Origin of the sequence: Aeromonas sp. 603079, assembly GCF_049172135.1 — a bacterium.
GTDB lineage: Bacteria > Pseudomonadota > Gammaproteobacteria > Enterobacterales > Aeromonadaceae > Aeromonas > Aeromonas veronii.
On sequence record NZ_JAAKPX010000018.1, the window covers coordinates 47,017 to 64,080 of the forward strand.

A 17,064-nucleotide genomic window follows, 5' to 3' on the forward strand; every position below is an offset into this window, starting at 1 on the left:
ATTAACTGGTTTTGTTGTTGGTATTGAGCAGGTTGAGATAGGAGGCAGATTTGTTCATCTTGGCCAGCAAGGTATCCAGACTGCCGTAGCGTGCCCTCAACGTCTCTTCATACTTGGTGAGCTGCGCCGCGACATCTGCTTGTTTGCGGTTGACATCACGCAGATCAGAATTGAGTGTCTCTTCCCGCTTGGCAAGCAGTCCCCCTGTCTTGGAGTAGGTCTCAAGCTGGCTGGCCAACTTGCCAGCAACACCGTCCTTGCCACCAAATACAGCCACTACCTGGTCGAAGTTCTTCTCGACCGCTTCATCGAATTTCGTCGAATCAAGTGAGAGCACTCCCTTGTTGTCCATCTTGACCCCCAACTGAAAGATGGTAGAGAAGGTCGAAGAGTTGTTAGAAGGCTCGGTGACGGTGCCACTCATCAGGTTGGTCACAGCCTTGGTCGTCGCATCCCCCGCCAGGGCTCCACCATCATTCTGGCTGACACCGGCCACGATAGAGCTGCGTTTGCCCAGATCGGTGCTCTTCTTCACCAGAGCGTTATAGCCATCGATGAAGCTCTGCACCATGGTCTTGATGCCAGCCTTGTCTGTCGTCACATCCACTCTGTTTGGCTTGTAAGTGGTCGTCACGGTACCATCACTCGGGTTCGTGGTAGTGGTGCTCTCCGACTCTTTCAACACCGTAATCTTGAGACCCACAATGGTGCCATCAAAGGTGTTGGTCGCACTGGTCAATTTATTGCCATCCACGCTTATCTCGGCATCACGGGCTTGTTGCTTCTGGGTCAGCTTGGAGATGAAATTGTCAGTCAGTTCAGGTGTACTGCCGGTTATCTGCAGATCTTTACCTGTTCCACTGACACCGGAGTCAATCACAAGGGCCGCCTTGCCATCGGAGGTATTCATGATATTGACGCTAAGACCAAAGTTGTCACTATCATTGTTGATCCGCTTGCGAATGGACTGGAGTGAATCCCCTGCTTTAACATCCACATCAAAGGTCTTGTCACCTGCCTTGAATGTCAGGGTGCCATCTTGAGTGATCATGGGCGTGGTCGAAGAGGCGAAACTACCTTCAAATTTGCTGGTCTTCGCCAATTTTTCGACACTGATGTCATATTGCCCGTTGGAAGCGCCACTCTTGCTCTCCACCTTGAGAACCGGATTATCTTTATCCTGGGTGATGTTTATCGCACGTTTGTTAAACGCATCATCCTTTGACATAGCCTGCAGAGTGGTGACAAAAGTCGCGATCGCTGACTTCAGCTGGCCTACCCCTGAGAGAGTGATCTGGGCGTTGGTCTTTTTGGTGGTAATTGGCTGCAACAGCTGCGCCTTCTTGGCATCAACACTTGCAGCAATGACAGACTCCAAGTCCAGTCCAGAGCCCGCACCAGCAGACGTAATTGTGGCCATACTCACTCTCCTCGCAAACGTAACTATTAAATCTCTTTATCAAGCAATAACCCGACTCGAGAGCCACCGCCAATCACATCACCTTCGCGCAGAGCCTGGATTCGTTTGCTGATAGCCAGCAACTCTTCGCTTGGTATCTGACGGATCATTGATTTGGTATCGGCATCCATTACCTTGATAACAACCTGCTCTAGTTCCTTTTCAACACTGAAATTGACGGTCCATCCTTGCAACTGACTGAACTCTTGCAAGTTTTGTACCCCTTTCTCAATTTCCTTGTCTGAAATCTTCGGCTTGCCAGCCCTCTCCTGCTCAGGCAGCACCTGTTGCTTTTCCATGTCCTTTGCCGTCCCCCGCTGCTCTTCTGCTGTGCCAGATAGCACTTGAGCGGCCGACTGGCCGCTCTTGCTACTTGACTGAAGAGAAGAAGGAGTGACCGATGACGGAATTCCAATTTCATTGGCCATATCGTCGCTCCTTTTTTATCTCATCACAGCCTGTTAACCCAGCAGGGACAGGGCTGATTGCGGTCTTTGGTTGGCTTGAGCCAGGATGCTGGAAGCAGCCTGTTGCAGAATGTTCTGCTTGGTCAGGTTGGCTGTCTCGGTCGCAAAGTCTGCGTCACGGATACGGGAACGTGCTGCGCTCAGGTTTTCAGAGACGTTGGACTGGTTGCGAATGGTGGAGTCAAACCGGTTCTGCACCGCACCCAGCTCTGCCCGTTTGCTGTCCACAGCCTTGATCATGAAATCAAGGTTGGCCATGGCCAGCTGGGCAGCACTGGCAGAGCTGATGCTGCTGACGCTGGTAGAGGTTACTGCAGATGTTCCCTTGGTCACGGTATAGGGCTCGCCAGAGGCACTGGTAGCAACGGTCGCGCTTCCCTTGGTTGATGCCGCAATCCCACTGATGGTAAAGGCGGAAGTCATCTTGAAGGTGATAGTCTGACCAGCATCCGCCCCCACCTGGAACGACCCCTTGTAGTTGCCATCCAGCAGCTTCTGGCCACCGAAAGTGGTGTCGTTGGAGATACGGTTGATCTCTGTAGTCAGTTGGTCAAACTCTTGCTGCAATGCAGTACGGTCATCGGTGTTGTTGGAACCGTTAGCAGATTGCTGTGCCAGCGTGCGCATACGCTGCAGCATACTGGTCACTTCATCCATGGCCCCTTCAGCCGTTTGAGCAACCGAGATACCATCGTTGGCGTTGCGGTTACCTTGATCCAAACCGTTGATCTGGGAAGTCAAACGGTTGGAGATCTGCAAACCGGCAGCATCATCTTTGGCAGTGTTGATACGAAGTCCCGATGCCAGTCTGGTGTAAGAGGTATCCAGAGACTTGTTGGTATTCATCAGGTTACGCTGGGCGTTCAGTGATGAAGTATTCGTGTTGATATACATGGCCATAAAATATTCTCCCGAAGAACATGCGACTGCGGGTTGCGCCGTCAAAGCGGCGTCCCACCGTTAGAAGAACAGGTTGAACGAGCCTGAGTCTTCTGGCGGGTGTCTGTTTGAACGGACAGGTCACCCGCAGTAGTGCAAACGTTGGATTCCGAACACCCCTCGATTGCTTCACCTTGTTTAACGGCAGTGCAGAGGCAAGCTTTAGGAAAATTGTTGCCTAACGCGGCAATTTTTCTCCGGTACATGGCAAGGAAAGCGAGATGGCAAACATAGTGCAAGACGTAATAGAGGGGTTGCAGGATGGTGTGACAGGATTATTTTTGTGGCACGATTTGTGCTTAAGTTGGGTAGAGTGACGTCGATTTGACGACACAATAAAAAGAGGCCGGTAAACCGGCCTAAAGATGAGCATATGCTCAGGAGAATATGACCAAGCGTGACAGAACTGAACAGCTGGACAACACTTGGCATTACTAGTAGAGAATTATATCTCTCCCGATAGAACAGAGTGCGAACCGAACACCCCTTTGTTCCATCTCTTGACCAGGGCGGCCTGAACAACCGCCCTGTTTTCTTTTGTTAGCCTTGCAGCAGCGAAAGAGCTGACTGGGGGCGCTGGTTCGCCTGGGCCAGTATGGTTGATGCGGCCTGTTGCAAGATATTCTGCTTGGTCAGGTTTGCAGTCTCGGTGGCGAAGTCTGCATCACGGATACGTGAGCGTGCAGCACTAACGTTTTCGGAGACGTTCGCCTGGTTGCGAATGGTCGAGTCAAACCGGTTTTGTACCGCCCCCAGTTCAGCACGCTTGCTGTCCACCACCTTTATCATGTAATCCAGGTTGGCCATAGCCGACTGGGCCGAGCTTGCAGCTGTAATGGTCGACATACTGGTAGATGTGACCGGCGTTCCTGCTGTCTTCGTGATGTTATACGGCTCGCCCGAGGTCGTGGTTGCCACTGTCGCACTACCACTGGTGGCAGAGGCCATGCCCGAGATAGTAAAGGCGGTCGTCATCCGGAAGGTGATGGTCTGCCCTGCGTCTGCCCCCACCTGGAAGGTGCCCACATAGCCGCCATTAAGCAGGTTCTGACCACCAAACGTGGTATCTTTGGCTACCCGGTCAATTTCAGTCATCAACTGGGTATACTCTTGCTGCAGCGCAGTACGGTCATCAGTGTTATTGGAACCGTTGGCTGACTGTTGAGCCAGCGTACGCATCCGTTGCAGCATGGAGGTAATTTCATCCATTGCCCCTTCGGCAGTTTGGGCAACAGAGATACCGTCATTGGCATTACGGTTACCTTGATCCAGACCGTTGATCTGGGAGGTCAAACGGTTGGCAATTTGCAGGCCGGCGGCATCGTCTTTGGCGCTGTTGATACGCAGACCGGATGCCAGTCGAGTGTAGGATGTATCCAGTGATTTGGTCGTGTTCATCAGGTTACGCTGAGCGTTGAGTGATGAAACGTTAGTGTTGATATAAAGGCCCATGACTATTCTCCTAAGCTATTAAATTTACTCTTCTATTTGCTCTGGCTTTATTATTTTCTGTGCCCGATGCGTCTTATTTAACGGCCCGTTTTTCGATGTCTTTAGCATTTTTTTCAACGCTTCATCACGTTAACGCCGCTTAACCTATATATCGACAGGTCGGGGATAAACTTAAGGAAAAAAACGCCCACTAAAACGTGGCAGAAACTCATCGCGCCCCTCCTCCAACAAGGAGGTAAACAGGCACACTCGAGCCCCTCCTTGTCCATGATGCGAGAAAAAAGCGGTGTCGACTCTCAATTTTGTCGAGCACAGTTGGCGATTGGGCTCTCCAGCCCCTAAAATCGCGGCCCCATCAACAATTTGGCGTGAGTTGTTTTCCATGCAGACACTGGTTGAGCAGATTGTTTACATCAGCGATATGTTTGGTACTGCGGTATTCGCGTTTTCAGGGGTTCTGGTGGCGGGCCGGCTCAGAATGGACGGATTTGGCGTCATGGTGTTGGCGGCAGTCACCGCCATCGGCGGTGGTACCATCCGCGACATGATCCTGGGAGCAACCCCGGTGTTCTGGGTTCGCGATCCTCTCTATATCTGGGTGGTCATTGCAACGGCGCTGATCGGGATGTGGATGGTCAAACTGCCCCGCAGAATGCCCTGGTATGTACTGCCCGTCGCGGATGCCTTCGGGTTGGCCCTCTTTACGGTGATTGGGGCGCAAAAAGCCCTCAACTTCGGTACCCCGGGACTGATCGCTGTGCTGATGGGGACCATGACAGGGGTAGCAGGCGGCATGATCCGTGATGTACTGGCTAGGGAAGTGCCTATGGTGTTGCAAAAAGAGATCTATGCAACAGCCTGCATTTTGGGCGGAATCCTCTACACCCTGGCACTGGAGGCGAACATGGACAGAGTAACCGCCATGCTCATCTGTATGACAGCCGTGTTCGGTTTGCGGGTAGCTGCTATCTACTGGCACCTGTCGCTACCAACCTTCTCGCTGCAACGCAACTGAAAGCACACCCGCAGTGGAATATGGCTCTGTGGGTTGTGCGTTGAACCAAATGGGCTTTTCTGTTGTCATAGAAGCAGTCGTTGTTAGCCGGATATTCTCATGCACAAAATCGGTATGCTTACCACTCTCCTCCTTGCGAACGTGACAGCAGCACATGCCGAAGCACAAGCCGTTTTTGGACGACTGGCATCGGCGCCAGTGCAGCAGTTCAACCAGCAGATACGTCAGGCGAACGAGCTACATCAGAAATGGGTCAATGACTACCGTGAGGTAGCACTTCGTTTTGTCGGTCATAGCGACATCCCCAGTCGCATCCATGCACAGCAACTGGATAATGATCTGGTACTCTCGGTTGCCCTCGATGGCAGCAAGAACGACATGCTCTATATCCTGACTCTCTATCGCAGCGATAACCTTTGGCAAATGAGGGGAGCGGAAATGGGTTGGCGTTGCCTGGGGGAGCACTCCTTCACTCCCGTTCCCTGTCCATAAATCCAAGCTCCGAGCTATAAAACAAAAATCCGGCACATTGGCCGGATTTTTTATGGGAGATTGAGCGTCAAATTACGGACGGTAAACTTTGACGTTGGCAAAGCCTTTCTCTTTCAGGTAAAGCGCCTGCAGCTTGCTCATCACGCCGCGATCGCAGTAGAGCAGGTAGGTCTTCTCTTTGGGCAGATCGCCAAAGGCGGTGGCCAGCTTGAAGAAGGGGATATGCAGTACTTCACGACCTTCCACCACCAGCGGCTTCTCGTCGTGTTCGTCGGCAGAGCGGATATCCAGGATCACCTCGTCAGCGCCCAGCACCTGGGTGGTTTCCACCTCTTGCACTTCAGCAGCAGTCTCTTCACCGATACGACGGATATCGAGGTAACGGGCCTCGGAGACCACCTTGTCCAGAATGGAGAAGTCAAAATTGGCCTCTTCCTCTTCAATGCGGGAGAGCTCGGCCTTCACAGTCGGCTTTTTGGAGATGACCCCACAATACTCCGGCATGGTCTCGGCGAACTCCAGGGTGCCGATGCGGCGGGCTTCACTGATGATATCCGGCTTGTCCCAAGTGATAAGCGGGCGCAGGATCACCTTGTCGGTGACCCGGTCGATCACGTTCAGGTTGGTGAGAGTCTGGCTGGATACCTGACCCACACACTCGCCGGTCACCAGCGCCGGGATCTGGAACTCATCGGCCACCTTGGCGGCAGCACGCATCATCATCCGCTTGAGCACCACGCCCATCTGACCGTTGTCGATCTTCTCGAGGATCTCGGCAACCACCGGCTCGAAGTCCACAGCGGTGAAACGTACCCGGTGGGAGGAGCCGAAACGGTTCCACAGGTGGTAGGCCACCTGCTTGACGCCGATTTCGTGGGCAGCACCGCCCAGATTGAAGAAGCAGTAGTGCACGCGGCAGCCGCGCTTGATGAACTGGAACGATGCCACGCCGGAGTCAAAACCGCCGGAGAGCAGGCTCAGCACATCTTCCTGGGTCGCGATGGGCATGCCGCTCAGGCCCTGATGGATGGCGCTGACGATAAAGAGCTCCTCACCGTCGATCTCGAGGTTGATCTTCACATCCGGGTTCTTGAGGCGCACACCATTGCTTTCGCAGTGCTGATTCAATCCACCGCCCACGTAACGCTCAACCTCGAGGGAGGAGAACTCATGCTTGCCGTGGCGCTTGGCGCGCACGCAGAAGGTTTTGCCCTTGAGCTGGTCGCCCCATACGGCTTTCACCTGCTCGAAGATGTCGTGCAGATCGGTAAACTTGCTGGCCTGAACCTCGAGGAAAGCCTGAATGCCCGGAATACAAGCCAGGGCTTCGATAGCCTGCTCGCGGAACTGGTCATTGCGGGAGCTCACAATCAGCTTGTCCCAATCCATCCGTACGCGGGCATCGTCGTCGAAGCGGCGCAGGACATTGCGGATATTGCCCTGCAGGATCTTGATAAAGCGCTGGCGAACCGACTTGCTCTTGATGGTGATTTCCGGGAACAGCTTGATAATGAACTTCATGGTAATGACTCGGGTGACCTTGATTTAAGGGCGCGAATTATATCAGAACTTTGTGGCCAGCGCCTACTGGATGAGCGTTTGCTCACATTACCCCACGCAGTGTTTGCCGTGCAGCGCCAATCTTGCGTATATTCCCGACCCTGCGCCTCGCCAGATTTTTGACAACAGACTGATCCGATGAAGACCTACATCTACTACCCCGGCATGGAGGTACGCGACGAGCTCTGGCTCAAATTTGCCCTGCTCTATCTGGAGCGGCTCGCCTTTGTCTTCACCGTCAGCGAAAAGAGCGGCCTCACCGCCCTGCTCGATACCCTGCAACAGCAGACCGATCTGCTGGCCGAGCGGCCCGATGCCGCCTTCTTTGCCGCCATTACCCCGCAGCTGGAGAGCCAGATAAGCGGTCTGGTGGCCCCCGATTTCGTCCGCCACAAGGTGTTTGGCAACAAGGAGCTGATTGGTCGCTGGCGTCAGGAGGCCAACCACGACTGCTTCTGCCCGGAGCAGGCGGGGCTGGAGCGGCTGCACGGCTTTTGCCTGACTCACGGCTTTGCGACCCGGGATGAGGGTGGGATCAGAATGGCACGGCGCTTTGCCAATCTGCTCTCCATGCGTCTCGCCCGTGAGTGGGCACTCGCCAATGACGGGGCGCTTATTACCGATCACGACTATCTCGACCGACTGCTCCATCTGCTCGAATCCCGCTACCACAATCGCGGCGGTCAGGATTGCTTCCACCTCGAAATCCCGTTGCAAGTGCCCACTCACCTGGCCGATATTCCGTTTGCAGAGCTGATTGCCCTGCGCGGGCGCAGCGGCTTTCGCCAGCAGTTGGCCGAATTTCATCTGGCCCTCGACAACCTGCTCACCATGCTGGGTAGCGGCTATGCCGACCCGGCGGCCCTGACCCGCTTTGAACAGGCTCAGCAAGGGCTCAATCAACTGCTCGGCCCCGAGACCCTCAGCATGCCACTCACCACCCTGGTCAGCACCAGCCTGCCCGCCGTGGCGATGCTCCACCAGTTAAAGGCGAGCCACCCCGAAAGCAACCTTATCTTCCATCCCATCAAGAAGAGCCACTTTCACCAGCGCAAGAGCCAGCACTTCTTCACCCGGCTCGGCCATCTGCGCCACCTGGGCTGAACCGATGGAATGAAAAAGGGGTTGGCATCTACCAACCCCTCTCGTTTTCTGCGGCCTACCAATCATCACCCCGTTGATTGGCCTGCTCTTGCGCCTGCCTGCGCGCCTCCATCGCCCTGTCACGGCGGATATTGGCAGGGGTACAGGCAAACTGTTTCTGATAGCAACGCGCAAAACTATCGGAAGCAGGTTCGAAAGGTGAATAGAACCCGGTACGTTCAGGAGAAACATGGTGATCACCATGATTGGTTGTGGCACAACCCGAACTCATCAGCACCAGCAAGGGACACAGAACACGCAGCAAAAGAGAACTCCCGATTGGATTTGAATGAACTCGTAATTATTCACAAATTAATTCATCCAATCAAATATTGATGCATTTCAAATGGTTAATTACATTCACCTCAATGGCTGTCGGCAAAACGATCAACGGGTGATGGTGCCGGCATCACTGTCAGGATGCACCACGCGAAACTCGATACGATCGCTGTTGCCCGCTTCATCCACCACCACCAGCTGATAACGACCCGCCACACTCAGCACCTGATCCCCGTCCCAGCGCAGTCGCTGGCCGTTGAGAAACCAAGCCGACTTGCCGACACCGCCCAGCACCTTGGGCTGCAACCGATAGCGCTGGCTGCGGATAAGGTTGCCCTCCCCCAGCGCCACGATGCGAATGGGGGCCTGCAGCTCGGCGCTCTGCCCCTCCCCTGCACAACTGCTGGCGAGCAGCGACTGCCGCCGCTCACCGGGGGACCGCCACGGCTCCAGCGACAATGGCCAGAGCGCCCGAAAACCGGATTGTGCCGCATCGGGGCAACGGGTCAGCGTCGGCTTGCCTTCGGCAGTGAGTGCAACTTGCCGCAGCGGCGAGGGCCAGTCCATGGGATCCGGCAAGGTGGGAGGATCGCGCCCTTCCAGCAACCAGGCGCTCTGGCGCTGCAAACAGGCTTCAGGCAGGGTCGCGTTCGCCTTGCGCCCCAGCGGCCAGCAGATCTCCGCTTCGCTCACCGTGTTGGGTTGTGCCGGCAGAGGGCTGTTGTCAGCCAGCCGCGAATAGACAGAGAGCAGCAGTGGCACTGCCGCACTCTGGCCGTAGAAACCGGGCATGGGGGTGCCATCGGGGCGCCCCAGCCAGACGCCGATGGTCCAGCGACCAGAGACCCCCATCGCCCAGCTGTCGCGATAGCCATAGCTGGTACCGGTCTTCCAGGCCAGCCGATTGACCCGGCCGGTCGCCTCACTGGCAAAAGGCTGATCCGCCCGCCCCTGTGCGCTCAATATTTGCCAGATGATCCAGGCCGATCCCGGACTCAGCAAGGGGCGCGACACCGCCTGCTGCCCCGCCAGCCAGACCGGCATCGCCACCTGCCCCTGCCGGGTCAGCGCACTGTAGAGCGCCACAAGCTGCTCGAGTCGAATCCCCGCCGCCCCCAGCGCTATGGCCGGATTGGGTTTGTCGGAGAGCGCCAGCCGCACTCCGGCGTTGTCGAGGCGGCTGACCAGTTTGTCGGGCCCGAGCGCCTCCAGCACCTGCACCGCCGGCACGTTGAGGGATTGCTGCAGCGCTTGGGCTAGCGTCACCGGCCCCTGAAAGGCGCCGGAAAAGTTGGCGGGGCGATAATCAGAGCCCAGCCTTGGCGCATCGGAGAGCAGGGAGGCCGAGTGCACCAACCCTTCATCCATGGCCAGACCGTAGATAAAGGGCTTGAGGGTGGAGCCGGGAGAGCGGATCGCCTGCACCATGTCGAGGTAACCGTGGCGGCGCAAATTGCCATACTCGGCGCTGCCCACATAGGCGCGCACCGCCATGGTTTTGTTGTCTACCAAGAGCAACGCCGCTGAGGTCTGCTCGGGGAAACGACGGATATAGCTCGCCACCCGTCCCTCCAGCCAGCGCTGCAGATCGCCATCGATGGTGGTGTGCACCAGCGCACCGGCCTGATGGTCGGCGGCGAGGCGGGCAAAGAGCGGCGCCTCCATCGGCGTGAAGTGACCGCGGGCCAGCACCGGCTCGATACGTCCCTCCAACCACACCTGTTCGGGCCAGACACCCTGAGCCACCAGCCGCTGCATTACCTTGTCACGGGCGGCGCGGGCCCGCTCGGGATGACGGTCTGGCCGGTTGCGGCTGGGAGCCTGCGGCAGCACCGCCAACAGCGCCGCCTCGGCATAGGTCAGCTTGGCGGCGCTCTTGCCGAGATAGGCAAAACTTGCCGCCTGCACCCCCTCCAGGTTGCCGCCAAACGGCGCCCGATTGAGGTAGACGGTGAGCAGGGTGCGCTTGTCATAGTGCCACTCCAGTTGCAGCGCACGCACCATCTGGCGCAGCTTGCCGGGCACGCTCCGGTGGTAGGGCTCGATAAGACGCGCCACCTGCATGGTAAGGGTCGAGCCGCCCGATACAGCCCGCCCATAGCGCAGCCACTGCCAGACCCCGCGCACCATGGCCACCGGATTGACCCCCGGATGACGCCAGAAGTAGCGATCCTCGTAGCCCAGCAGCGCCTCGATATAGCGGGGGGAGACCTGCTCCAGGGTCACGGGGTAGCGCCACACGCCGCTGGTATCGGCAAAGGCGCGCAGCGGTCGCCCCTTCATGTCGAGCACCACCCGTGCGTAGGCAGGGTCGAGCGGTGGCGGCGGGAAGAGTCGATCCAGTGCCAGCAATGACAGGAGCAGTGCTACAACGCCCAGCACCGAGCAACGCAGCCAGCGTGGCAGGCGACCAAGCCAGCGCCAGCCAGCGTGGCCAGTGCGACCTAATTTCAGCCAGCCACGCTGCCAGAAAGTGAGCGGGCGAACCCGCTCAAGGGAGGGAATGTTACTCAGAGATGATCACCTCATGGATATCCTCACCCACAGCCCGCAGCTCGGGGCGGTACATATCCTCCACCTGGGTCGGCGGCACCTGATAGCGACCCGGCGTCACCGCCCGCATCAGGTAAACCAGTTGCTGGTTGCTCCCCTCGCTCAGATCCAGCGCTGCCATGTAGCGGTCATCGCGAAACTCCTGATGCTTGAGATAGTCGTTCCACTCGCTCTGCCACGCCGGTTTCCCCTCGATGGAGAGATCTTCCAGCTTGATGCTGTTGCCAAGGGCCGGGTTCTCCAGCTCGAAGCCGGCGGGCACCATCTCTACCAGCAGGGCATCGGGCACCGCCGATTCACTGCTGACGTTGAGCCGCACCACCACCAGATCACCCACCTTCACCTTGGCGGGATCAAACGGCTGACCGTCGCTATTGAACCAGCTGCGGGTCACGCTCATCCCCTTGCTGATCCGTGCCGGAGCCTGTTCGGGGTAACCTACCAGAGTGCGCTGCACATAGAGGGATCCCTTGCCCTCGTTGGTGACGGTGCTCGCGGCCAGTGCCTCGGGGGCACCCTGCTGCAACGGAGCCGAACCGCTCAGGGATCCACTGCCAAGAGAGGAAGTTACCTTGGCCTGCCAGTCGACGGCCGGATCGAAGCGGGCTAGTCGCAGCAGGGCGAGCCGCTCCTGAGTGCTGAGCCACTGACGATGGGCCAGGGTATCTGCCACCTTGGCACTGAGGGCTGGCCAGCGCTCCACAGCCAGCTTGTGCTGGCGCAGCAAGGAGAGCTCAAGGGCTTGGTCACGCAGCGGCGAACCGTAATCCCCGAGATAGTCGTCACCACGCTCGGTCGCCAATGCCCGGCTGAGGGCCTTGGCGGCGTTCTGCTCATCCCCCATGGCCGAGAGCGCCAGCGAGAGGTGCAAGAGCGGCAAACCGGAGCGAGCGTGATCAGCCTGCTGCTCCCAGATAAGGCGCAAGGTAGCGAGCGGCGCCTTGCCCACCCGGGCCAGCACATAGGCGCTGTAGGCCTGATAGGCCAGCCGGCTGTGCTCGGGGGCACTGCTCCAGCGCTCGCCATACTGGCTGTCGGTGAGATAGCTTTGCAACCGGTTCAGCGCCTGATTGAGCATCGCCTCCGGCACTGCGTCGCCCGCCTCCTTGCGGGCCAGCAGATAGTCAGCGGCATAGGCGGTGAGCCACTGCTCCTCGTCGGAGCGACCATCCCAGAGGCCAAAGCCACCGCTTGGCAGTTGCAACCGCTGCAGCCGTTGCAGCAGGGCGCGCTGCACATCCGCCTCGCTCGCCGCTTTCTTGCCCTCTGCGGGTTTGCGCCAAGCGGCCCGCTCATCGGCCGTGGTCAGCAAGTAGGGCCAGGCACGGGACAAGGTCTGCTCCAGACAGGCATAGGGGTAATCGGCCAGCGCCTGCCACTGGGCAGCCGGATCCCAGGGGGGAGTACCGGAGAGGCTGAGCAGCCCCTGCAGGTTGGCGCGATCCAGCCCGACCAGCTCAGCTGGCGCAAAGCTCATCTGTTGGCCGAGGGACAGCATCTGATAGCGCTGGCGAGTCTCGGCAGGCCAGGGGGAACGCAGCGGCAAAGTCCAGTCGCGGCTGATGGCAAAATCCTTGCCGCTGGCCGCCAACTGCAGGCTCGCCACGCCGCTCGCCCCGGTCACGGTGAGCGGCAGGGTCAACCACTGCTCTTCGCCGTTTTTAAGGGCAAGGGTGCGGGGCAGCTCGCCGTTTGCCTTGAGCCCACCGTTGAGGGTCCAGACAAGGGAGAGGGACTGATCCTCGCCGCTCATGTTGCGCAGCTGCACCAGCGCCCGGGTCTCATCGCCTCTGGCGCCAAAGCGCGGCCAGCCAATCTCGGCCACCAAGGGCGCCACCACCTTGACGGCGCGCTCGGCCTCACCGACTTGCTGCTCATTCCAGGCCAGCGCCATCAGTGCCAGCTCGCCGTTGAAGTTGGGCAGTTCGAGCGGGATCACCGCTTTACCCTGCTGGTCAAAACTCACCTCGCCGCTCCACAGTGCGGCTATCTCGACCCGGCTCTCCAGCGCGCCACCCTTTTTCAGCGGCGCCCGATCGCCCCCGTAGTTGAGGCGGGCCGGCTTGCCATCCTGCGGCGGGATCACCTGGCCGTAGTTGTCGAACAAATCTTGGGCGAAGCGCTTGCGGCCAAAGAAGATCTCGAACGGGTCGAGGGGTTGATAATCGCTGATATTGAGCACGCCCCGATCCACCGCCGCCAGCACCACACGGCCTTGGCTATTGGGGGTGGAGGTTGCGGTCACTTCCAGCCGGGTAAGCGGCACCGCTTTATCAGGTGCGCTCAGGGTGAGCGGCAGACGGCGCGCTTCCCGATCCAGGGTGAGCGGCACCAGACCGACCGAGCGCAGGCTCTGCCCCTGCTGGCTGCTGACCGGTTTGGAGGCGCTGTCTGGTGCGGCGATCTGGGCCGAGATATGCAAGTCATGGCGCTGCCACTCGGGACTGACCGGGATCTCGAACTCGCCGCGGGCATCCTTGGCATCACCGCCGGCCCCCTTGAGCTCGATACGCTGCCACCAGCGTAGGCCGTCGCCACCTTCCACCAGCAACAACCCCTTGCCGGGGCGCGGGGCCACCAGCGTCACTTTGGCCTTGTCGCCCGCCTGATAGGCGCGCTTGTCGAGGGTGATGGCAATCTTGTCAGGCCGCGCCTGCTCGCCACCGCCGCCCCAGGCGTAACTGCCGATCTCCACCCGCAGGCTCGATTGATGGCCCTGACTGTTCTCCACCTCCAATCGATACCAGCCCGCGGCGAGTTGCAAGCTTAGGGGGGTCGGCCCCTTGCCATCCAGCTGCAGGGTCTGCTCCTGCTCCAGATAAGGCTGGCTGTTGAACTCGTACTTCCACCCCTCGCCATCGGCGTAGTGCCAGTAGTAGTCGCGGTACTCGTTGATAAGGCGCACCTTCACCGCCCCCGCCACCGGTTGGCCTTGCTCATCGAGGTTGAGGATCTGGAAGGGCAGAGGCTTGCCCCCTTCCACACGATCGGCCACGAAGTCGGCCTTGAGTGCCGGCCACTGGCTGCCCGCAGGCCAGCCATACTGAGTGCGGCTGCGATTGACGGCGCGGCCACCGGGCTCGGCGAGCGACACCCGATAGGCCACCTCCAGCGGCCCGAGGGCGCGCACCCCGTCGAGCTCATCAGCCAGCGAGAAGGTCCCCTGCCCCTGTGCATTGAGGGTGAGACTGCGCGCCTCGAGATCCTTGGCCTGCTCGGCGAGCAGCACGTCACCCAGCGTGAACTCCTGCCACTGGGTAAAGGGCATGGTGGCGCGGCTGATTTTTACCTCCGCCTTCGCCTTGGTGGCGCTCGCAGGCGCACCGTAGAGATAGTCCCCCTGCAGTGGCATAGTCAGGGCGGCGTCCAGATCCGTTACTTCACCATCCGGCCCCTTGCCGAGCTGCAGTTTGAGCCGCTCCGGCAAAAACTCCTCCACCAAAAAGGGCCACTCGAAGCGACTACCAGCGGCGGTCTTGAGGTTGATGGTCCAGCGCCCGAGCGGCGCATCGTCCGGCAAACGCAGACCGTAGTGGGCCGCGCCCAAATTGTCCGGTAGCAGCCGTTTCTGTTCGAGCAGCTGGCCGTCCGGCTGTTTCACCTCCAGCTCCACCGCCATCCCCGGCAACAGCTGGCCATCTTGGCCCTTGAGCAGGATCTCGCTGTCGAGCCGCTCGCCGGGACGATAGAGATCGCGCCCGCTGAACAGATAGAGCTGCTGGGCCTGCCAGGGCTGGGTGCCGAGATCGAAGGTGGAGAGATCGAGCGCCGCCCCATCGAGGCGCAGCACCGCCAGATGGTTGCCCTGTTCGGCCAGCAGCAAGCGGGCCCCCTGCACCTGATCGAAGCGACGATGGCCCTGCGGATCGGTGGTTTGCACCTGCAGCCGGTTACCCTTCTCGTCGAGCAGGGAGAGCTGCACATCCTTGAGCGGGTCGGCGCTGGCCAGGGAGCTGACGAACACCTCCAGCTGATCGCGGTAACGGCGGGCACTGAGCCCCATGTCGCTCACCGCAAAATAGGTGGTCTCCTTGCGCCAGTCGTAGTTGCCAAGGGGGGACATCACCGCAAAGTAGACGCCAGCCTCAGCCAGCTGCGGCTCCTTCACATTGATGAGGCGGGTCTCGCGCCGGTTGGCATCAAGCTCCAGCGCATAGCGGCCGCTGAACACCCGCTTGGCCCGCTTGGTGATCTGCTCGAGCTCCCAGTTGCCCATGCCGGCACCGGGGCGATACTCGGCCAGAAAACGGGGCAGGTATTCGGCATCGACCCGAAAGAAGTCGATATTGACCTCATCCACATTGACCGCGCTGATGGGCAGGCGCAGCTCGTCGCGCAGCGGCAATACCATGCCACTGGCGGTAAAGGAGGCCCCCGCCTCCAGCGGGCGGGTCTTGAGGGTCCAACTCTGGGGGGATGGGCCCAACCCCGCCTTGAGGCTCACTTCATAGCTCTTGTCGGGCTGGACGTTCGGGAAATAGAGGGTGCGACCATCGTCGGCGAGGATCCACTCCCCCTGCACCTGCTTGCCACCTTCACTGACCCCGAGCCAGCTCTGCCAATTGGGCTTGGGCACCAAGGGGCCGGAGAAGACCAGCGCCAGTGCTGGCGCATCGCGATATTGGCGGGCATTGGCCTGCACTACAGAAGTTGGCGCCCCGGCCTCCTGCTGCGCTGTGGATTCTGTGGTCGATATTTGGCTGGCAGGCTTGTCAGGGCCGCAACCAGACAGCAAACCGACCACCCCGCAAAGCAGCAGGGCCGACCAGCAGCGGCGCAGAGCGCCGGTTCCGGCGGTAGAGCGGTGAAAAGCAGAGGGAGAGTCGAAGAGGCGCATAGGTTCCATCCCGAGTTGGAGCGCTGCAAACGCAGCGTGGCTGGAAACAGGATAAGGCATCCTGCTCACCCGACACAAAGCTCATTACCCGAATGGGCACAATTCCGCGCCCCTACTGCACGAGAACCCCCTTGCCCACTGATTCCGTGCGGCAAGGGTTGTCATCTAGTCGTGGCTGGTCTCGTTTTTTGCTCCGCCTTTGAACCAGCGAAACAGGATGGCCATGACGGCCGCCAGAAACAGCACCAGCGAGGTAATCAGCAGGGCCCGGGTCAACAGTTCGCTGTGGTGGAGAAAGAAGGGGGTATTCATCGCCAGCTTGCCCACCAAACTGAGGCAGAGCGCCCACATAAAGGCACTGGCAAAGCTGGCCACGCACATGCGCAGCACGCTCAGGCGGCCAATCCCCATCAGCATGGGGGTCAGCACCCGCACGAACGGGATAAAACGGGAGGAGAACATCGCCAGAAAACCGTACTTTTTCAGCAACCGGGTCGCCTTGGGCAGGCTGTCGGGAGGCAACATCCGTTCGATATGATCCATAAAGCGGGTGCGCTGCAGTGCCCGTCCCTGCCAGTAGGCGAGCACAGAACCTACGCCAGCAGCCAACGGCAGATAGACAAGAGTCACTTCGGGGCCAAACACCCCCATGCCCACCAACCCACCGGCCAGCAGTACCAGGCTGTCCCCCGGCAGGGGCAGGAAGACGAATGCGGACTCCAGCAGCAGTACCAGCATCAGGCAACTGATCAGCAGGGGTACCGCCTGCATCTGAACCAGGGCGTCAAAATCCTGATGCCAAATGGCCATCAGCATATCCAGCATGTCACTCTCCCTACTACACGGTTCATCATGAACGAGGCTGGGG

At 59.2% G+C, this 17,064-nt stretch carries 12 protein-coding genes; 3 read left to right on the top strand and 9 right to left on the bottom strand.

Annotated elements, in window-relative coordinates; all coding sequences use genetic code 11:
• Position 1: 1 nt before the first annotated feature.
• The 4 genes from fliD to flaA all read right to left on the bottom strand — a co-directional run bounded on the left by fliD (position 2) and on the right by flaA (position 4,317).
• Positions 2 to 1,420 (bottom strand): flagellar filament capping protein FliD, encoded by a 1,419-nt coding sequence (gene fliD, locus G5287_RS14410; protein ID WP_216954022.1) that lies wholly within the window; start codon positions 1,418 to 1,420, stop codon positions 2 to 4.
• Positions 1,421 to 1,446: 26 nt separating this feature from the next.
• Entirely contained in the window at positions 1,447 to 1,887 is a 441-nt protein-coding gene (locus G5287_RS14415) for a flagellar protein FlaG (protein WP_227340798.1), read from the bottom strand.
• A 33-nt stretch (positions 1,888 to 1,920) separates the two neighbouring features.
• Positions 1,921 to 2,826: a flagellin B gene (flaB, locus tag G5287_RS14420; RefSeq protein ID WP_129503711.1), complete on the bottom strand. Its 906-nt coding sequence runs from the start codon at positions 2,824 to 2,826 to the stop codon at positions 1,921 to 1,923.
• A 579-nt stretch (positions 2,827 to 3,405) separates the two neighbouring features.
• Positions 3,406 to 4,317 carry a flagellin A gene (flaA, locus tag G5287_RS14425; protein WP_129503710.1) on the bottom strand — a complete coding sequence of 304 codons (912 nt, stop codon included), beginning with the start codon at positions 4,315 to 4,317 and terminating at the stop codon, positions 3,406 to 3,408.
• A 382-nt stretch (positions 4,318 to 4,699) separates the two neighbouring features.
• Here flaA and G5287_RS14430 point away from each other — a divergent pair, with 382 nt between their 5' ends.
• Positions 4,700 to 5,332, top strand: coding sequence for a trimeric intracellular cation channel family protein (locus G5287_RS14430; protein ID WP_129503709.1), 633 nt, complete (start codon positions 4,700 to 4,702; stop codon positions 5,330 to 5,332).
• Between the two features lie 99 nt (positions 5,333 to 5,431).
• Complete coding sequence (locus G5287_RS14435) at positions 5,432 to 5,824, top strand: hypothetical protein (RefSeq protein ID WP_042053183.1); 393 nt, start codon at positions 5,432 to 5,434, stop codon at positions 5,822 to 5,824.
• Between the two features lie 72 nt (positions 5,825 to 5,896).
• Here the strand turns inward: G5287_RS14435 and thiI are convergent, their stop codons facing one another.
• Positions 5,897 to 7,345: a tRNA uracil 4-sulfurtransferase ThiI gene (gene thiI, locus G5287_RS14440; RefSeq protein ID WP_421204693.1), complete on the bottom strand. Its 1,449-nt coding sequence runs from the start codon at positions 7,343 to 7,345 to the stop codon at positions 5,897 to 5,899.
• 177 nt (positions 7,346 to 7,522) lie between these two features.
• On the opposite strand from thiI, the gene G5287_RS14445 reads away from it, so the two are divergent.
• Positions 7,523 to 8,488: a hypothetical protein gene (locus tag G5287_RS14445; protein ID WP_042053187.1), complete on the top strand. Its 966-nt coding sequence runs from the start codon at positions 7,523 to 7,525 to the stop codon at positions 8,486 to 8,488.
• 55 nt (positions 8,489 to 8,543) lie between these two features.
• Here the strand turns inward: G5287_RS14445 and G5287_RS14450 are convergent, their stop codons facing one another.
• The 4 genes from G5287_RS14450 to G5287_RS14465 form a co-directional block, all read right to left on the bottom strand.
• Complete coding sequence (locus G5287_RS14450) at positions 8,544 to 8,792, bottom strand: hypothetical protein (protein WP_421231490.1); 249 nt, start codon at positions 8,790 to 8,792, stop codon at positions 8,544 to 8,546.
• Between the two features lie 122 nt (positions 8,793 to 8,914).
• Entirely contained in the window at positions 8,915 to 11,311 is a 2,397-nt protein-coding gene (gene pbpC, locus G5287_RS14455; protein ID WP_421231501.1) for a penicillin-binding protein 1C, read from the bottom strand.
• 1 nt (position 11,312) lies between these two features.
• Positions 11,313 to 16,196, bottom strand: a complete 4,884-nt coding sequence (locus G5287_RS14460) for an alpha-2-macroglobulin family protein (RefSeq protein WP_421231491.1) — start codon at positions 16,194 to 16,196, stop codon at positions 11,313 to 11,315.
• Positions 16,197 to 16,361: 165 nt separating this feature from the next.
• Positions 16,362 to 17,021: a DedA family protein gene (locus G5287_RS14465; protein ID WP_421231492.1), complete on the bottom strand. Its 660-nt coding sequence runs from the start codon at positions 17,019 to 17,021 to the stop codon at positions 16,362 to 16,364.
• Positions 17,022 to 17,064 lie beyond the last annotated feature (43 nt).

Coding starts and splice junctions, on each gene's coding strand:
- fliD (WP_216954022.1), bottom strand. CDS start 1,420: ATGGCCACAATTACGTCTGCTGGTGCGGGCTCTGGACTGGACTTGGAG.
- G5287_RS14415 (WP_227340798.1), bottom strand. CDS start 1,887: ATGGCCAATGAAATTGGAATTCCGTCATCGGTCACTCCTTCTTCTCTT.
- flaB (WP_129503711.1), bottom strand. CDS start 2,826: ATGGCCATGTATATCAACACGAATACTTCATCACTGAACGCCCAGCGT.
- flaA (WP_129503710.1), bottom strand. CDS start 4,317: ATGGGCCTTTATATCAACACTAACGTTTCATCACTCAACGCTCAGCGT.
- G5287_RS14430 (WP_129503709.1), top strand. CDS start 4,700: ATGCAGACACTGGTTGAGCAGATTGTTTACATCAGCGATATGTTTGGT.
- G5287_RS14435 (WP_042053183.1), top strand. CDS start 5,432: ATGCACAAAATCGGTATGCTTACCACTCTCCTCCTTGCGAACGTGACA.
- thiI (WP_421204693.1), bottom strand. CDS start 7,345: ATGAAGTTCATTATCAAGCTGTTCCCGGAAATCACCATCAAGAGCAAG.
- G5287_RS14445 (WP_042053187.1), top strand. CDS start 7,523: ATGAAGACCTACATCTACTACCCCGGCATGGAGGTACGCGACGAGCTC.
- G5287_RS14460 (WP_421231491.1), bottom strand. CDS start 16,196: ATGCGCCTCTTCGACTCTCCCTCTGCTTTTCACCGCTCTACCGCCGGA.
- G5287_RS14465 (WP_421231492.1), bottom strand. CDS start 17,021: ATGCTGGATATGCTGATGGCCATTTGGCATCAGGATTTTGACGCCCTG.